Source organism: Caballeronia sp. LZ032, from assembly GCF_031451315.1.
In the GTDB taxonomy this organism is placed as follows: domain Bacteria; phylum Pseudomonadota; class Gammaproteobacteria; order Burkholderiales; family Burkholderiaceae; genus Caballeronia.
Genome location: NZ_JARUXP010000001.1, coordinates 163,500 through 178,660, shown reverse-complemented (window position 1 = coordinate 178,660; position 15,161 = coordinate 163,500). Strand labels below are relative to the sequence as shown.

The following is a 15,161-nucleotide window of genomic DNA, read 5'->3' as shown; positions in this document are numbered from 1 at the left end:
GTGTTTTAACGTTTTTCCGAGGCGGCTTCAGCGCTTTTCGAGTGTTTCGAGCGCTGCGCGGCAGCGCTCGCGAGTGCATCGCAGGGAAGGACGATCAGCGCCAGGCGTCGACGATCACGCGCTTGAGAATATGCAGCTTGCGATGGAAGAAGTGCTCGCCGCCGGGGATCACGACCACCGGCAGTTCCTGCGGCCGCGCCCAGTCATAGACCGACTGGATGGGCACCGTGTCGTCCACTTCGCCGTGGATCACGAGCGTGCTCTCCGGCACCGGCGCGACTTCCCAGCGGCTCGCCGCCGTGCCGACGAACACCATGCGTTCAATCGGCTTGCCCGCTTCGAGCAGGCGCTTCGCCACATGCGACAGCACGAAGGTGCCGAAGGAAAAGCCCGCGAGGACGATCGGCACGTCGGACTGGCCGGGCTGCGCGCGCATGTGGTCGATCAGCGCGAGCAGGTCGTCCTGTTCGCCGATGCCGTTGTCATGCTCGCCGCCCGTCTGCCCGACGCCGCGAAAGTTGGAACGGAAGGTGGTGTAGCCGAGTTGCACGAAGGTGCGCGCGAGCGTCTGCGCGACCTTGTTGTCCATGGTGCCGCCGAACAGCGGATGCGGATGCGCAACGAGCGCGATGCCGCGCGGCGCCATGTCCGGCTGGTCGAGCGCGCATTCGATCTTGCCGACCGGCCCGTCGATCAGGAACTTCTCGGTCTGCGCGTTCATGCCGGTTGATCGATCAGCAGGCGTTCGACGATCTTGCCGTTGGCCAGATGCGAGTCCACGATTTCGTCGATATCGGTTTCATCGACATACGTGTACCAGGTGCCTTCCGGATACACGACTACGACCGGACCCAGTTCGCAGCGGTCGAGGCAGCCCGCCTTGTTGATGCGCACCTGGCCTTCGCCCGCGAGGCCCAGTTTCTTGACGCGCTTCTTGGCATATTCCTGCATGGACTGCGCGTTGCAGTTGGCGCAGCTTGGCCGCGCGGCGCCTTCTTCGCGCTGGTTCAGGCAGAAGAACACGTGATACTTGTAGAAGGAATCCATGAGTCTGGCACGCTGAGAGTATCGGCCGATTATAGCCAGCGATGTTCGTGCCCGCTCCGGGCGGTTCCACCCAAGCTCAGCGCCCGCGCTGCGCACGCCGCCGCGCCAGCCACGCGTGCTCCGCCGCCGAAGCGAGCCAGCCGAGCGCCGCGTAAGGCCACACCCACGACAGCCAGTGCACCAGCCCGTTGAAATGCACATAGCGGCCCTGCCGCCAGTCGGCGAGGACGATATCGAAGTACGGATTCACCGGCAGCAGGTTGACGAGCGCGAGCGACATCAGCAGCGCCGCCCCCGCGAGCGCTGCGCGCAGGCCGCGCGGCAGCGACACCGAGAGCAGCGCCGCCAGCATCGCGATGGCGACGCCTTCCAGCGCGCCGTCCGTGGCCCAGTCGAAGGTGAGGCCGGCGCGCGACTGCAGAAAAGTCGCGCCCGCCTTCGCGAACAGCGTCAGCGCGACGAGGCCCAGCATCAGGCGCATGCGCGGCGCACGGGTGCGCGTCAGCAGCGTCGCCAGCACAAGCGCGCCGAACAGGCTGCTCGACGTGATCAGCGCTTCCCAGGCGTCGTCGGGCAGCAGCGCGCCGAGCCGGTCCGGCCAGCTTTCCACGTCCCAGGCGACGGGCGTCCACGCAAGGATCGCGTCCTGCATCGCCGGATCGAGCGTGTCCCACAGCATGCGCGGCAGATCGCCGCCGCCGAACAGATAGGGCGCCGGAAACATCGCCGCGAACGGCCACAGCGCCGTCAGCCCGATCACATAGGCCGCGTCGCGCTCGAACCAGGTGAAGCGGATGCGCCGCAGCAGGCCGCGGTCGAGCAGCGCGCTCGTCGCGGGCGCGGCCAGCACGCCGCCGAGCAGTGCGCCGAACGCATTGGCCGCGAGATCGAGGTTCGAGGCGACGCGCGTCGGCAGATAGGTCTGGATGGCTTCCATCGCCCCCGACAACAGCATGCCGCCCGCCAGCGCCGCGCCCACCGCGAGCGTGCCGCGCCAGCGCGGATACAGCGCGAGCACGATCAGCGCGCCGAGCGGCATGTAGCCGAGCACGTTGGTGACGACGTCGAAGACCGTCAGGTATTGCGGCAGCGGATCGGTGAGATAGGCGAACGGGCTCAGGCCCAGCGAGCGCCAGCCGGAAAACGGATACAGCGAGCCATACACGACGAGCGCCGCATACGCGGCGAGCGCCTGCCGGGAAAACGCCGACGGGCGGCGCTGCCATTGCTTGATCGTCATGAGCCGCCCGGATGCCTCCGTGCTGGGCGGAAGAGCGGACCGCCGCGCGTCATCGCGTGGCGGCGAGCGGTTGGGCGGCAAGCCACGCGGAGACCTGCGCGATCACATCGTCCGAGGCTGCAGCAAGCGCCTGCGCGCCGCCCGCCGCATTCGCGCTGCGCGCGGGCACGCTGGCGCTGAAGCTGCGCTGGCCCACCACGCGGCCCTGCTGCGTGAGCGTCGCGCGCACGTCGACGACGCCATGGCTCTGCTCCGGCGCATCGAAGTCCTGTTCGAAGCGGGTCAGCTCGACTTCGAGCAGCGGCACGGCGCGCACCGGATCGGCGCCCGACAGGATCTGACCGCGCGCAGCGAGCGCGTCACGCAGGCGCTGCGTCAGCAGGCGCGCCGGCGGCATCGTCCAGTGACTGTCGGAATAAGTGGCGACGCGCTGCGGGTCGACGTAGCTCAGGCGATAGGCGAACGCGTCCGTTTCGAGATTGCGCGGCGCGGCCACGGCCAGCACCTTGACCGGCGGCAGCGGCAACGCCCCCGCCGACGCATTCCCGATCCGCAGCGCGCCCAGGTCGTAGCGGGCATCCGGCAGCGCGTCCGGCGTCGAGGCGCAGCCCGCCAGCAGCGCGACGCAGGCGCACGCGCCGATGCACAGCCGAGTCACCCAGGCGGTCTTCGTGTCGATGTCTGGCATGTCGTTCTCTCACTCAATGCGCGGGCTGCGCGGGCCACGTGAAACCCGCCTCGCCCGGTCCCGGCGCCTGCTTCGGCGCGCCGAACAGCACGCTGCGCGGATTGGTGCTGAAGGCATCGGCGGCGCGGTCCACCGAACGCGCGGCGGCGCTCACGTCGTCGCTGAAGGAATAGAAGCGCGGCAAGGCCTCGAAGCCCACTCGCGCCGTCACGAAGCGCAGCGATTCGTTCATGTCGGCGAGCGAGGCGCTCGCGTCCTCGGCGGCCTTGCCCGCCTTGTTCAGATTGGTGACGAGCGGACCGTCCGGGCGATTCAGGTTCTGCACCAGCTGATTGGTCGAGGCCAGTGTGGTGTCGAGCTGCTTGAGCGTCTGCGGCAGTTGCGCCGTCGCCGGCTGCACCTGGCTCGCGAGCGTCGCGATGCCGTCCGCCGCGCCCTGCAGGCTCTTCGTGGTCGCCATCAACTGGTTGCGGACGTCATCGGACAGGAACTTGTCGGCGTCTTCGGAGAGGCGCTCGAAGCGCTTCAGAATGACGTCCCCGCGTTGCTGCAACTGCTCGAACAGGCCGGGATGCATCGGCACTTCGGCGATGTGCTGCGCCGACGAAGCCAGCGGGCTCGTGTCCTTGCCGGTGTCATCCAGCTGCACGAAGGCGATGCCCGTCACGCCCTGGAAGCCGAGCGTGGCGAAGGTCGAGTGCGTCATCGGCGCGTTCTGGTCGACGAGGATGCGGATGCGGATCTGCCCCGGATGGGCCTTGTCAAAGCTGATCGACTGCACCTTGCCCACGCCGAGCCCGCGATAGCGCACGGCGGCATCCGTGTAGAGGCCGGTCACGTTGGTGCGCGCGATCAGGTCGTATGGCACGCGCACCGTACGATCCACGTTGAAGAAGAACACGGCGAACGCGATGGCCAGCACGAGGGCGATCGTGAACAGCCCGGTCCAGAACGCATGTGATTTGTTTTCCATCGGCAGGTTCCTTTGACTTCGCGGCGGCGCCGGCTTCGTCCATGCGTGATGCGGCTACTTGTTGACGGTGATCGGCGCGTCCTCGAGCGCCGCCGCGGGCAGCTTCGCGCGGCGCTCCGGCGGCAGCGCCTGCAGCGCGCGGCGGCCGCGCCGGCCGAGAAAATACTCGCGGATGAACGGATGATCCACCGCGCAGGCTTCCTCCACCGGCGCCGCGACGAGCACATGCTTGTCCGCCAGCACGGCGACGCGGGTGGACAGCGCCACCATCGTATCGAGATCGTGCGTGACCAGCACGACGGTCAGGCCGAGCGCGCGATGCAGCGTGGCGATCAGATCGACGAACTCGTCCGAGGCCTTCGGATCCAGGCCGGCCGTGGGTTCGTCGAGAAACAGCAGTTCCGGCTCGAGCGCGATCGCGCGCGCGATGCCGACGCGCTTGACCATGCCGCCCGACAGCGCCGAAGGCATCTTGGTGGCGTGCTTGCACGACAGCCCGACCATCTCCAGCTTGAGCATCACGAATTCGCGGATCAGGTCCTCGGGAATCTTGCCGAGTTCGCGGAACGGCTGCGCGATGTTGTCGTACACCGTCAGCGACGAGAACAGCGCGCCCTGCTGGAACATCATGCCGGAGCGCGAGCGCAGCATCTTGGCGGTGTCCTCGTCCATGCGCGTCCACTCTTCGCCGAGCACGCGGATGGTGCCAGACGTCGGCGCTTCGAGCCCGAGCATCTGCCGCACGAGCGTGGTCTTGCCCGAACCCGAGCCGCCCAGCAGCGCGACGATCTCGCCGCGCCGCACATCGAGGTCCAGATGCTCGTGGATGACCGTGCGGCCGTAGCGCTTGGTCAGGTCGCGCACTTCGATCACCGGCTCCGCGATGACGGGCGGAGGCTGATGGCGGACGGCGGTGGCGAGCGTCGTGGACATGTGCGTCTACAGCCCCACGTTCTGGAACAGGATGGCGAACACGGCGTCGGCGAGGATTACTACGGTGATCGACGTCACCACCGACGTGGTCGTGCCTTCGCCAAGACTCTGCGAATTCGCCTTGATGCGGAAACCGAAATGGCAGGCGGTCAGCGCAATCAGCATGCCGAACACGACGCCCTTGCCGAGCCCGATCCACAGATTGGCGATCGGCACAACGGAGGGCAGCGAGCGGATGAAGAAATTCATGTCGATGGACAGCACGAGCTTCGCGGCGAGCGCGCCGCCCAGCAGGGCGACGATGTTGGTCCACATGACGAGCAGCGGCATCGCGACGCCCAGCGCGATCACGCGCGGCAGCACGAGCCGCAGGCCGTGCGGGATGCCCATGACCTGCATGGCGTCGAGTTCCTCGGTGACGCGCATCACGCCGATCTGCGCGGTGATCGCGGAGCCCGAACGGCCGGCGACCAGAATGGCCGAGAGCACCGGCCCGAGTTCGCGGATCACCGAGAGGCCGAGGATATTGACGATGTACTGGTTCGCGCCGAACGCGCGCAGCTGCTGCGCGGACAGATAGCTCAGCACGATGCCGATCAGGAACGCGACGAGCGCGGTGATCGGCAGCGCCTGGGCGCCGGCGCTGTAGATGTTGGCGGAGATTTCCGTCCACGGGATACGGCGCGGACGGCGCACGAGACCGAACAGGTCCAGCACGAAGGCGCCGAACATCGCGAGGCCGCCGTGCAGGTGGTCGAAGAACGTGAAGATCAGCTGGCCGAGCCGCGTGACGGGATCGATGCGATCGACGGGTTCAGGCTCCTCGCGCTCGGCGTCGAGCAGCGCGACGCGCTCGAAGATCTCCCGCTGGGTGTCGGAGAGTTCGACGGCGGCGGGCATCTTGCGGCCCCAGATGCGCCAGAGCGCCTGGCCGCCGACGTGATCGAGACGCTCGATGGCCAGCAGGTCCCATTCGCCGATCGCCTCCCGCCCGATGGCCCGCAGCCGCCGCGTGACGCCGCTCTTGGCCCGGTCGCGCGCGAGCGCGAGCGCGGTCCACTGACCCGAGAGCCGGACCACCTTGCCCTGCTGACCGGCTTCCACTCTCAGGCGCGGCGGCGTGTCGAAGTCCAAGGATCGATGGCGCGGTAAAACGCGGTTAAGGGTGAAGGGACATTGTAGCGAAGGTTGGTTTGGGGACGCGGGATGGGGGTTTGCAGGCACCCATCACATGACGCGTGAAACTGGGAAAATTCGGCTTGCCATGCGCTCAAGGCGTCGCGCTATGATGACTTCACCAATTCGGGGGTGCATGACATGGACGGAAAACTGGATCCGCGTATTTCTGAATTCGAGTCCTTCGAGGACGCCGAACGCTATCAAAAATGGTTCCGCGAGGAGATTGAGGCTTCACTTGCGGAGGCCGCACCGTCCATTCCGCACGACGAGGTGTTCGCGGAAATGGACGCATTGATCGTTGCGAAGCGCAAGGCTCGGCATGCTCGTTGACTGGAGGCCGCGCGCACGCAGGCGGCTCAAGGAAATCTACGAATACATCGAAGAGCGTGACCCGGGGGCGGCTGAAAGCCTGGTTGAATTGATCAGGGAAGCCGTCATCACCTTGGCCGAGAATCCTTACATTTATCGCCCTGGACGCGTTCCCAACACACGTGAAATGGTCGTCCACCCGAATTACCTCGTGATTATTCGAGTCAGCGACCGCGTCACCGTGCTGAACGTCTTGCATGCCCGAATCCGTTATCCCCGCGAGAACGAAAATTGACTGCCTTCGCGAATCAAATCCCGAACGCTGGGCATGAAATGCGCGACGCTCTCCTGCAAGCTCGCCGGGAAGCCGGTCTCGATCAAGCGCAGATTGGGGAACGTATGGGCATGACCGGGTGGGCAGTCGCGGACCTCGGAAGCCGGCTGGTCAGCGAAACACATTCGCCATCCATCGCCACGCTCCGCAAGTACGCGGCGGCCTGCGGCAAGACATTGCGCATCGCTTTCGTATTAGCGTTCCGGCCGTGGCGGCGCGTGGCGCGCGGCTACAATAGCCACCATGAACCCGACTCCCTTCGCCCCCGACGCGCCCTGGCGCATCGACCTCACACGGCTGGCGACGCTCGCCGAGCGTCCCGCTCGCGACTGGACCATCGATATCGTCGACGAAACCGGCTCGACGAACGCCGACCTGATGGCGCAACTGCGCGCCTTGCCCCGCAACAGCACACCGGCGCCCTGCGTGCGCGTCGCCTATTCGCAGACCGCCGGACGCGGGCGGCGCGGCCGCGCGTGGCTCGCCGAGCCGGGCAACGCGCTGCTGATGTCGGTCGGCTGCGTGCTGAAGCGGCCGGTCGAAGGCCTCTCCGGGCTGAGTCTCGCCATCGGCACCGTCGTGCTCGACGCGCTCTCGCGCCTGCCGCTCACGCCGTCCGCGCGCCCCGCGCTGAAGTGGCCCAACGACGTCCTGCTCGATGACGGCAAGCTCGCCGGCATTCTCATCGAAACGGCGTGGAATACGCCCGGCGCCACGGCTGTCGTGATCGGCATCGGCACGAACCTGCACGGCGCCGAACAACTCGCCACCCAGGTCGAGGACGCGAACCGGTCGTCCGCGGCGGCCTCGTCGTCCACGCCCGGCGCCGCGCCGGCCGCCCTCGCGCGCGCATGGCCCGACGCGAACCTGACCGAAACGCTCGCGGCCCTGCTCAACGCGCTCGACACCGCTCTGCCGCGTTTCGAGGCCGAAGGGTTCCGGCCGTTCCGGCAACGCTGGCTCGACGCGCACGCCTGGGCCGGCCGCGAAGTCGCGCTGCTCGACCAGGGTCTGGAAGTGACGCGCGGCATTGCATCGGGCGTTGACGAAAGCGGCCAGTTGCTGATCGACGCGCCCGAAGGTCCGCGCACCGTCACGACCGGCGAACTCACGCTGCGGCTCGCGAGGGAGCGTCCGTGAACGCTGCGCCGTACTTGCTGATCGATGCCGGCAACAGCCGCATCAAGTGGTCGCTCGTCAGTGCAGACGGAGCCCCGCTCGCGAACGGCGCATTCGAGCACGCGCACCATTCCACCGCCGCCGATGACGCCGCGCTCGACGCCTGGTCCGCGCTCGCCGCGCCGTCGGCTGTCTGGATCTCCAACGTCGCCGGCTTGCCGGTGCAGAACCGTATCCAGCGCCTGATCGACGCGCGCTGGCCTACCGTTCCGCGCACTATCGTCAAGGCGCAGGCCGAGCAATGCGGCGTGTGCAACGGCTACACCGAACCCTCGCGGCTCGGCAGCGACCGCTGGTGCGGCCTGATCGCCGCCCGCGCCGCCTATCCCGGCGAACATCTGCTGATCGCGACCTTCGGCACCGCGACCACGCTCGAAGCCTTGCGCGCCGACGGCGTGTTCACCGGCGGGCTGATCGCGCCGGGGTGGTCGCTGATGATGGAATCGCTCGGCAGCCACACGGCGCAACTGCCCACACTGGATGCCGCCGCCGCGCGGGCCGCGCTGGAACGGACCCGCAGCCAGTTCGCCACGGACACGGCCGCCGCGCTCTCGGCAGGCTGCCGGCTGGCGCAGGCGAGCCTGATCGAACGTGCCTGGCGCGATCTGAAAGCAGACTGGCGCGCCGAAGTGCGGCTCGTGCTCGGCGGCGGCGCGGCGCACGAAATCGCGGACGCGCTCGAGGCGCCTTATACGCGCCACGATTCACTTGTGCTGTCGGGTCTGACGCTCATCGCGCGGGACGCCGCTGCATGCCATTCATCCTGATTCGCTGATTCGACGGACGGAGCCCACGAATGCTGCGCTGGCTGATCGCCCTACTGATACTCGCCAACCTGCTGATGTTCGCGGTGATGCGCGGCATGGTGGGGCCGCTGCCCGCCGCGGGCGCGCGCGAGCCGCATCACCTGTTGCAGCAGGTGCATCCCGAGGCGCTGAACACGCGCCCGATCCACCCGGAAGAAGCGTTCGACCAGCCGCGCGTCGGCGGTCCGGCGCCGGCCGCCAATGTGCAATCCACGCCGCTCGGACAATAAGACGGGGCGCGTCAGGACTGCGCGCGGACCTTCCTGAGCAGCGCGGTGGTCGAGCGGTCGTGCTCGAACGCGATGGCCAGCGCCTTGCCGCCCCAGCCGCGCACGAGCGCCGCTTCGGCGAGCTTGTCCATGTCGTAGTCGCCGCCTTTCACGAGCACGTCAGGACGCAGGACACCGATCAATTCGAGCGGCGTCGATTCACCGAACTTCACGACCCAGTCCACGCTTTCCAGCGCGGCCAGCAAGGCCATGCGGTCGTCTTCGTGATTGATCGGGCGATCGTCGCCCTTGCCGAGCGTGCGCACCGACGCATCGCTGTTCACCCCGACGATGAGCGTCGCGCCCAGCGCCTTGGCATCGGCGAGATAGGTCACGTGGCCGCGATGCAGGATGTCGAACACGCCGTTGGTGAAGACGACCGGACCGGTCAAGCCTGGGCGCAGCGCGGCGAGCGCCTCGCGCGTGATGATCTTGCGTTCGAAGATGGCGGACATGACGGGCTCGCTGCGGGTTCTGAAAGCGCGCATTGTGCCACGGCGGCTTTGCCAAGGATGACGTGGCGCCAGAGTGCGCGACGGTGCGTGACGGTGCGCGACACCCAAAGCAAACGGCCCGCCGACATGTGCCGGCGGGCCGCTCCCCTATGACTGCGCGATGCGGAGTCTCTGACGAATCAGGCAGGCTGTTCAGCCGATCCGCCGGCCGTCCCGGCCTGCAGACGCTGCACCACTTCCTTGCGATAGCGATTCAGTTCCTGCGCCGTAGCGAACGAACGCTCGAACAGAATGGACAGGTTGTGCAGGATGCGTTCGACCACCTTGCGCTCCCAGCTGTCGTCGAAGCGGATCTGGTCGTCCAGCCAGCGTTCGAGCCATTCCGGGTCAGGCAGACGGGACTGCACGGTATCGCGCGGAAACAGCGCCTGATTGACGTGCAGGTTCGTGGGATGCAGCGGCTTTTCAGTGCGACGCGCCGACGCCATCAGGACGCCGATCTTCGCAAACGCGGCGCGCGCCGTGTCGCCCGCGTTCGTGAGCGCCTTCTTCATGTAGCGCAGATAAGCGCCGCCATGACGCGCTTCATCGCGCGAGATGGTTTCGTAGATATGCTTGATGACCGGCTCGGTATGCCATTCGGCCGCCCGGCGATACCAATGGTTGAGGCGGATCTCGCCGCAGAAGTGAAGCATCAGCGTCTCGAGCGGCGGCGCCGGGTCGAACTCGAAGCGCACCGCGTGCAGTTCTTCCTCGCTCGGGACGAACTCGGGCTTGAAGCGGCGCAGATATTCCATCAGCACCAGCGAATGCTTCTGTTCTTCGAAGAACCACACACTCATGAACGCGGAGAAGTCGCTGTCGTTGTGGTTGTCGCGCAGGAACATCTCGGTTGCGGGAAGCGCGGACCATTCGGTGATCGCGTTCATCTTGATGGTCTTGGCCTGCTCGTCGGTCAGCAGGGACGCATCGAACCTGTCCCATGGAATGTCCTTCTCCATGTCCCAACGGACGGATTCCAGCGATTTGTACAGTTCCGGATAAAGCATGGTGTTCATTGTCCACCCCTGATGCCACTTATGCGACGTTATATCTGTAATGACTGTCGATTCTCGCAGGCCGGAATCCATGCCCGCGAACGACGAAGCTTTCAATTTTACGCGGGATTCCGTCGGCCAAAGACAAAAAGCGACAACGAAGCGCCGTGATCTGCGCTGCGGCAACGCATTGCGTCCCGCCTGAAACACTGCACTTCCCCGTGCAAATGTCGCGTGTCGTACGTCTTGTTCTACCGTGGGTGAGGAGCGAAACCTGTGCCTGAGGTATGGTCAAGTGGCGTCGAGCCTGCCGCCGCCTGCGTGCCGGCGACGCAGTATGGCGTATCCATGTGACAGTTCACGTGACGCTGACTGGATACGCTTGCAATCGCTTCGATCGTGCTTGCCTGGCTCCGCGGACCCGACAGTCCGACCGTGCCCGGCATGCATTGCGTGCCGACGCTCGTCTGAACGAGCGTCAACGATCATAGCACGGCGGAGTTCCGCCATTCGGCGACCACTTCGTCGATGGGCGTGAGTCCGGTCACGTGCTGCACGCCGTCGTGAATCTTGCGGCGCAGCGCGGGACTGCTGCCGCCGGCCCAGATGCGCACATGCGGCGGCAACAGCTTGCGCAGGTCGTTCAGGCCATTCGCGACGGACTGCGCCGGCATCACCGCCGTGAACGACAGCGCGACGATATCCACGTCATGCGCCGTGACCGCGGCCGCGATGTCGTGCAACGGCGTCTGCAAGCCCAGCTGGACGCATTCGCATTCGGAAAGCACGAACATCGCTTCCGCCATCAGGATGCCGAGGCCATGCCCTTCGCCCGAAAGCGTCGTGAGCAGCACGCGCGGACGGCTGCCGCGCCCGCGCGTGGCTTCGGCGAGCGGACGCATCAGATTGCGCAGCGTGCTCTGGATCGATTCGCTGAACAGATGTTCGTGGAACACCTGCAAGGTCCCGGCGGCCCACGCATTGCCGACGCGCGCGGACAACGGCGCCACGACATCCAGTACGAAGCGTTCCAGGCCGTCGCGGGTGGCGCGCTTGAGCAGGCCAAAACGGAAGTCGTCGTATTTGCTGGCGCGCAGCAGCGAGATCAGATGATCGAGTTCGGCGTCCGGCGCATCCTGGCCAATGCCTGAGCTTTCGGCGAGGTGCTGCAAGGTATCGATCGACTGACCGAGCACCTTGCTTGGACGATGCCCCGCGTCGAGCAGACGCTTGACGAGCCGCAGCTTGGTCACCTGCTCCTGCGGATAGAGCCGCTCGCCGCCCGGCGACCGCATGGGCTGCGGAAAACCGTAGCGGCGCTCCCAGACACGCAGCGTGTCCTTGGTCAGACCAATCTCCTGAGCGATCGCGCCAATGCCGATGCCCACGCCCGCGCCGGCTGCGGCAGACCGTGGCATGGACTCGGGAAGGCCAGCGCCATCCGGGAGCGGCTTCGAAACGAATTCTTGTTGTGGCGAAGTTGTCATGGACAAAATGGATGAAGCAACTCTGATGAGGTCGAAATAGCGTGCCTTTTCGACCATCTGCATGGACAAAGTTCAACACCGTCTACTTTTCATCATAGACAGAATTTGGGCGATTGGCTGCGTCGAAACGCCCTGCTGCCGTGTTCAATACGACGCAGGGAGACGTTCGGATGCGTGCAGGACAAAAAGTGTTCTACGGGATGAATGCAGGCAAGCCGGCGCAAGGCGTGTCTCGCTGGAGAGCCTTCAGCACCGGAAGAAGAAACGGCGACGCAAGATGCGTCGCCGTTCGTTTGGTCGGATCAATTGTCCACTACAGGAACTCAGGCAGGCTTCTTCCTGGGCGGGATTTTCCGCGCCGGCGGCTTCTTCGCCGCTGCGGCCGGCGACGCCGGCTCCTCGTCCGCCGCCTGCGTGCCCGCTTCCGTAGCGGGCGGCTCGCCCGAGCCCGCGCCCGCCGCACCCGGCGGCGGCGTCATGCCGGGCTGCAGCATTGCCAGATGCGCGAGCTGGTTGAACTGCGATTGCAGCACATTCCACCAGCCCGACGGATCGAAGCCGGGCGGCGGCGCGGCCGGTTCCTTGTCCCGAGGCTCTTCTTCATCCGCGGGCGCCCGGGGCGCGGCTTCTTCCTGCGCCCGCGTTTCGGATCTCGCGGCGGACGCCCCGCCCATCGGCCAGCCGGCAGCCGCGCCGCGCGACTGTTCCGCCGCCTGCTGCGCGCTCTCCACCGACGTCTGCGCGTACGCGCCGAACGCACGCAAGGTGGCGAGCGTCGCGCGCTGCACTTCGAGCGCCTGGATCGCCGACTGCAGCATGTTGAGATTGAGCTTCAGCCATTGCTCGACCGCGCGCATGTCGGTCACGCGCTTGTCGAGTTCCTCGATATTCGTGAGCGGCGCGAGCATGTCCGACATCATCGAGAGAGAAGGTCCCACGCCCTGCCCGCCGCCCGGCATCGCGGCGGCGAACGGATTCAGGCGCATCAGTTCCCACATCTTGCCCATCATGTCCGCCTGACCGAATCCGGGAAAACCGGGAATCGTGTAGGGCGGCGTTCCGCCAGAATGATCGGTCATTTGACTCTCCTTGTTTTGCGTGTGTGTTCGCGCTCAACGCCCAGACTCAGAACGGCGCGCCGCCGGGAAAGTCCGGCGCGCGCCGCTCGCGCAGCGAGCGCATGCCCTCGTGCACATCGGGACCGGCGAAGCCCATGAATTCGAGCGCCAGCGACGTATCGAAGGTCGGCCCGGCCGAGCGCAGCCAGTTGTTGAGCGCGTACTTGGTCCAGCGGATCGCGGTCTGCGAGCCCTGCGCCAGCCGGTTCGCCACTTCGATCGCCTTCGGCATCAGCTCGCTTTCGTCCACCGCGAGCGACACCAGCCCGATCCGCTCCGCTTCCTCGCCGCTCACCGGCTCGCACAGCAGCAGATAGTACTTGGCCTTCGCCATGCCGCACAGGAGCGGCCAGACGATCGCCGCGTGATCGCCGGCCGCGACGCCCAGCCGCGTATGCCCGTCGATGATGCGCGCCGACTTCGACGCGATCGAGATATCCGCCAGCAATCCCGCCACCAGCCCCGCGCCGACCGCCGGGCCGTGCATCGCGGAGACGATCGGCTTGCCGCAGTTGATCACGTTGTACACGAGATCGCGCGCCTCGCGCCAGACGCGCGCGCGCACGTCGAAGTCGTTCGCCATCTCCTCGACGAGCCCGAGATCGCCGCCGGCCGAGAAGCCCTTGCCTTCGCCGCGGATCAGCGCGACGCGCGTCTCGGGATCGCGATCGATGTCGCGCCAGATGTCGGCGAGTTCGCGATGCATGTTGGCGTCGGCGGTGGAGAGGCCGCTCTTGTTCGCGCCCGCGCCGGGCATCACCACTTCGAGCACGCCGTGCGGATGGCGGCGCAGTTCGAGCGATCGATAGCCCGAGTACATGGAGAGGTCGCTCATGATCCTGTCAGATGAAGAGTCAGCGCGGCTGGTAGATCCACTTGCCGTCGCGAATCTCGACCATCACGCGCGCGCGCTGGTCGAGGCCGATGTGGTCGTTGGGCGTCATGTTGACCTGCCCGTTGGTGTCGGCGAACTGCTTCGTGCCTTCGAGCGCGTCGCGCAGCGCGCTGCGGAACGCCGGCGTGCCGGGCGCACCCGCCTTCATCGCGATGGGCACTGCGCGGTTCAGCAGCATGCCCGCGTCCCACGTGTACGAGCCGAACGCCGACACCGTGCCCGCACCCTGCTTCGCCTCGTACAGTTTGATGTAGTCGAGCGCGAGGCGCTTCGCGGGATGATCGTTCGGCAATTGCGCGGCGACCAGCACGGGGCTCGTCGGCAGGAAGGTGCCGTTGCAGTCCGCGCCGCACACGCGCAGGAAGTCGCGGTTGCCGACGCCGTGATTGTGATAGATCAGCCCCTTGTAGCCGCGCTGCGCCAGCGTCTTCGGCGGCAGCGCGGCCGGCGTGCCGGCGGCGCCGACCACCACCGCATCCGGCTTGGTCGCGAGGATCTTGAGGATCTGTCCGGTCACGCTCGGGTCGGTGCGGTTGAAGCGCTCGTTCGCGACCACGCGGATCTTGTGCAGTTCGGCGAACTTCGCGACTTCGGCATAGAAGGTCTCGCCGAGCGCATCCGCCTGGCCGATGTAGGCCAGCGTCTTCACGCCGTGATTGCTCGCGTGTTCGGCGATGGCGGAGGCCATCATCGCGTCGGTCTGCGGCGTCTTGAAGACCCAGCGGCGCTTGTCGTCGACGGGCTCGATGATCTTCGCCGACGACGCCAGCGAGATCATCGGCGTCTGTCCCTGCGCGACGACGTCGATCATCGCGAGCGAGTTCGGCGTGATGGACGAGCCGATGATCGCGTCGACCTGGTCCTCGCTGATGAGCTTCTTGGTGCTCTGCACGGCCTGCGTGGTGTCCGAGGCGTCGTCGAGGACGATGTAGTCGACCGGCCGGCCGCCCATCTCCTTCGGCAGCAGCGCGACGGTGTCGCGCGCCGGAATCCCGAGCGACGCGGCCGGCCCCGTCAGCGAGAGCACCAGGCCGATCTTCACGTGCTGCGCACTTTGCGCGAAGGCTGCCGTCGCGGCCAGCGTCATTGCCGCGCCCACCAGAAACTTCCACTTGCCTGCCGCCATCCGAGTCTCCTTTTCTTGTTTGTTCTGATCGCTGCGAAAGCAGCCCGGCAAAGTGTAAGGCGCGGCTCGCGCGCACCGCATCGGGC

General features: G+C 66.7%; 18 protein-coding genes and 1 pseudogene. 6 read left to right on the top strand and 13 right to left on the bottom strand.

Features of this window, described 5'->3' with window-relative positions:
- Positions 1 to 94: 94 nt before the first annotated feature.
- From QCE69_RS00840 to QCE69_RS00810, 7 genes are all read right to left on the bottom strand, one after another.
- Positions 95 to 721, bottom strand: a complete 627-nt coding sequence (locus QCE69_RS00840) for an alpha/beta hydrolase (protein WP_309928960.1) — start codon at positions 719 to 721, stop codon at positions 95 to 97.
- Positions 718 to 1,047 (bottom strand): (2Fe-2S) ferredoxin domain-containing protein, encoded by a 330-nt coding sequence (locus QCE69_RS00835; RefSeq protein ID WP_309913401.1) that lies wholly within the window; start codon positions 1,045 to 1,047, stop codon positions 718 to 720. The genes QCE69_RS00840 and QCE69_RS00835 overlap by 4 nt, the downstream gene beginning before the upstream one ends.
- A gap of 76 nt (positions 1,048 to 1,123) precedes the next feature.
- Positions 1,124 to 2,287: a VanZ family protein gene (locus QCE69_RS00830; RefSeq protein WP_309928957.1), complete on the bottom strand. Its 1,164-nt coding sequence runs from the start codon at positions 2,285 to 2,287 to the stop codon at positions 1,124 to 1,126.
- Between the two features lie 49 nt (positions 2,288 to 2,336).
- On the bottom strand, positions 2,337 to 2,975 hold the full coding sequence (locus QCE69_RS00825; RefSeq protein WP_309928954.1) for an ABC-type transport auxiliary lipoprotein family protein: 639 nt from the start codon (positions 2,973 to 2,975) through the stop codon (positions 2,337 to 2,339).
- Between the two features lie 13 nt (positions 2,976 to 2,988).
- A complete protein-coding gene (locus QCE69_RS00820) occupies positions 2,989 to 3,948 on the bottom strand; it encodes an MlaD family protein (protein ID WP_309807054.1) in 960 nt (319 codons plus the stop codon).
- Between the two features lie 54 nt (positions 3,949 to 4,002).
- Positions 4,003 to 4,881 carry an ATP-binding cassette domain-containing protein gene (locus QCE69_RS00815; protein ID WP_309913390.1) on the bottom strand — a complete coding sequence of 293 codons (879 nt, stop codon included), beginning with the start codon at positions 4,879 to 4,881 and terminating at the stop codon, positions 4,003 to 4,005.
- A 6-nt stretch (positions 4,882 to 4,887) separates the two neighbouring features.
- Complete coding sequence (locus QCE69_RS00810; RefSeq protein WP_309913387.1) at positions 4,888 to 6,015, bottom strand: ABC transporter permease; 1,128 nt, start codon at positions 6,013 to 6,015, stop codon at positions 4,888 to 4,890.
- Between the two features lie 183 nt (positions 6,016 to 6,198).
- On the opposite strand from QCE69_RS00810, the gene QCE69_RS00805 reads away from it, so the two are divergent.
- The 6 genes and pseudogenes from QCE69_RS00805 (at position 6,199) to QCE69_RS00785 (ending at position 8,918) form a co-directional block, all read left to right on the top strand.
- Positions 6,199 to 6,390: an antitoxin gene (locus QCE69_RS00805; RefSeq protein WP_309928951.1), complete on the top strand. Its 192-nt coding sequence runs from the start codon at positions 6,199 to 6,201 to the stop codon at positions 6,388 to 6,390.
- Positions 6,380 to 6,664 carry a type II toxin-antitoxin system RelE/ParE family toxin gene (locus QCE69_RS00800; RefSeq protein ID WP_309928947.1) on the top strand — a complete coding sequence of 95 codons (285 nt, stop codon included), beginning with the start codon at positions 6,380 to 6,382 and terminating at the stop codon, positions 6,662 to 6,664. The genes QCE69_RS00805 and QCE69_RS00800 overlap by 11 nt, the downstream gene beginning before the upstream one ends.
- Positions 6,661 to 6,894 (top strand): annotated as a pseudogene (locus QCE69_RS39470) (helix-turn-helix domain-containing protein); the annotation flags it as partial. The gene QCE69_RS00800 and the pseudogene QCE69_RS39470, both read left to right, overlap by 4 nt.
- 52 nt (positions 6,895 to 6,946) lie before the next feature.
- Positions 6,947 to 7,843 (top strand): biotin--[acetyl-CoA-carboxylase] ligase, encoded by an 897-nt coding sequence (locus QCE69_RS00795; protein ID WP_309928944.1) that lies wholly within the window; start codon positions 6,947 to 6,949, stop codon positions 7,841 to 7,843.
- A complete protein-coding gene (locus QCE69_RS00790; protein ID WP_309928942.1) occupies positions 7,840 to 8,649 on the top strand; it encodes a type III pantothenate kinase in 810 nt (269 codons plus the stop codon). The genes QCE69_RS00795 and QCE69_RS00790 overlap by 4 nt, the downstream gene beginning before the upstream one ends.
- A gap of 29 nt (positions 8,650 to 8,678) precedes the next feature.
- Positions 8,679 to 8,918 carry a hypothetical protein gene (locus QCE69_RS00785; protein WP_309807047.1) on the top strand — a complete coding sequence of 80 codons (240 nt, stop codon included), beginning with the start codon at positions 8,679 to 8,681 and terminating at the stop codon, positions 8,916 to 8,918.
- Positions 8,919 to 8,929: 11 nt separating this feature from the next.
- Here the strand turns inward: QCE69_RS00785 and rfaE2 are convergent, their stop codons facing one another.
- The 6 genes from rfaE2 to QCE69_RS00755 form a co-directional block, all read right to left on the bottom strand.
- Positions 8,930 to 9,412, bottom strand: coding sequence for a D-glycero-beta-D-manno-heptose 1-phosphate adenylyltransferase (gene rfaE2, locus QCE69_RS00780; RefSeq protein ID WP_309928939.1), 483 nt, complete (start codon positions 9,410 to 9,412; stop codon positions 8,930 to 8,932).
- Between the two features lie 179 nt (positions 9,413 to 9,591).
- A complete protein-coding gene (locus QCE69_RS00775; protein ID WP_309913372.1) occupies positions 9,592 to 10,470 on the bottom strand; it encodes a ferritin-like domain-containing protein in 879 nt (292 codons plus the stop codon).
- 464 nt (positions 10,471 to 10,934) lie between these two features.
- Positions 10,935 to 11,867 (bottom strand): MerR family transcriptional regulator, encoded by a 933-nt coding sequence (locus QCE69_RS00770; protein ID WP_309928937.1) that lies wholly within the window; start codon positions 11,865 to 11,867, stop codon positions 10,935 to 10,937.
- Between the two features lie 392 nt (positions 11,868 to 12,259).
- On the bottom strand, positions 12,260 to 13,015 hold the full coding sequence (locus QCE69_RS00765; RefSeq protein WP_309928935.1) for a PhaM family polyhydroxyalkanoate granule multifunctional regulatory protein: 756 nt from the start codon (positions 13,013 to 13,015) through the stop codon (positions 12,260 to 12,262).
- A 46-nt stretch (positions 13,016 to 13,061) separates the two neighbouring features.
- Positions 13,062 to 13,889 (bottom strand): enoyl-CoA hydratase/isomerase family protein, encoded by an 828-nt coding sequence (locus QCE69_RS00760; RefSeq protein ID WP_309928933.1) that lies wholly within the window; start codon positions 13,887 to 13,889, stop codon positions 13,062 to 13,064.
- A 19-nt stretch (positions 13,890 to 13,908) separates the two neighbouring features.
- Positions 13,909 to 15,075, bottom strand: coding sequence for an ABC transporter substrate-binding protein (locus tag QCE69_RS00755; protein ID WP_309928931.1), 1,167 nt, complete (start codon positions 15,073 to 15,075; stop codon positions 13,909 to 13,911).
- Between the last annotated feature and the right edge of the window lie 86 nt (positions 15,076 to 15,161).

Bases quoted from the DNA above. Each gene is read 5' to 3' on its own strand.
- QCE69_RS00830 (WP_309928957.1), bottom strand. From the start codon at position 2,287: ATGACGATCAAGCAATGGCAGCGCCGCCCGTCGGCGTTTTCCCGGCAG.
- QCE69_RS00825 (WP_309928954.1), bottom strand. From the start codon at position 2,975: ATGCCAGACATCGACACGAAGACCGCCTGGGTGACTCGGCTGTGCATC.
- QCE69_RS00775 (WP_309913372.1), bottom strand. From the start codon at position 10,470: ATGAACACCATGCTTTATCCGGAACTGTACAAATCGCTGGAATCCGTC.
- rfaE2 (WP_309928939.1), bottom strand. From the start codon at position 9,412: ATGTCCGCCATCTTCGAACGCAAGATCATCACGCGCGAGGCGCTCGCC.
- QCE69_RS00840 (WP_309928960.1), bottom strand. From the start codon at position 721: ATGAACGCGCAGACCGAGAAGTTCCTGATCGACGGGCCGGTCGGCAAG.
- QCE69_RS00770 (WP_309928937.1), bottom strand. From the start codon at position 11,867: ATGCCACGGTCTGCCGCAGCCGGCGCGGGCGTGGGCATCGGCATTGGC.
- QCE69_RS00815 (WP_309913390.1), bottom strand. From the start codon at position 4,881: ATGTCCACGACGCTCGCCACCGCCGTCCGCCATCAGCCTCCGCCCGTC.
- QCE69_RS00785 (WP_309807047.1), top strand. From the start codon at position 8,679: ATGCTGCGCTGGCTGATCGCCCTACTGATACTCGCCAACCTGCTGATG.
- QCE69_RS00755 (WP_309928931.1), bottom strand. From the start codon at position 15,075: ATGGCGGCAGGCAAGTGGAAGTTTCTGGTGGGCGCGGCAATGACGCTG.
- QCE69_RS00835 (WP_309913401.1), bottom strand. From the start codon at position 1,047: ATGGATTCCTTCTACAAGTATCACGTGTTCTTCTGCCTGAACCAGCGC.
- QCE69_RS00795 (WP_309928944.1), top strand. From the start codon at position 6,947: ATGAACCCGACTCCCTTCGCCCCCGACGCGCCCTGGCGCATCGACCTC.
- QCE69_RS00765 (WP_309928935.1), bottom strand. From the start codon at position 13,015: ATGACCGATCATTCTGGCGGAACGCCGCCCTACACGATTCCCGGTTTT.
- QCE69_RS00805 (WP_309928951.1), top strand. From the start codon at position 6,199: ATGGACGGAAAACTGGATCCGCGTATTTCTGAATTCGAGTCCTTCGAG.
- QCE69_RS00760 (WP_309928933.1), bottom strand. From the start codon at position 13,889: ATGAGCGACCTCTCCATGTACTCGGGCTATCGATCGCTCGAACTGCGC.
- QCE69_RS00800 (WP_309928947.1), top strand. From the start codon at position 6,380: ATGCTCGTTGACTGGAGGCCGCGCGCACGCAGGCGGCTCAAGGAAATC.
- QCE69_RS00820 (WP_309807054.1), bottom strand. From the start codon at position 3,948: ATGGAAAACAAATCACATGCGTTCTGGACCGGGCTGTTCACGATCGCC.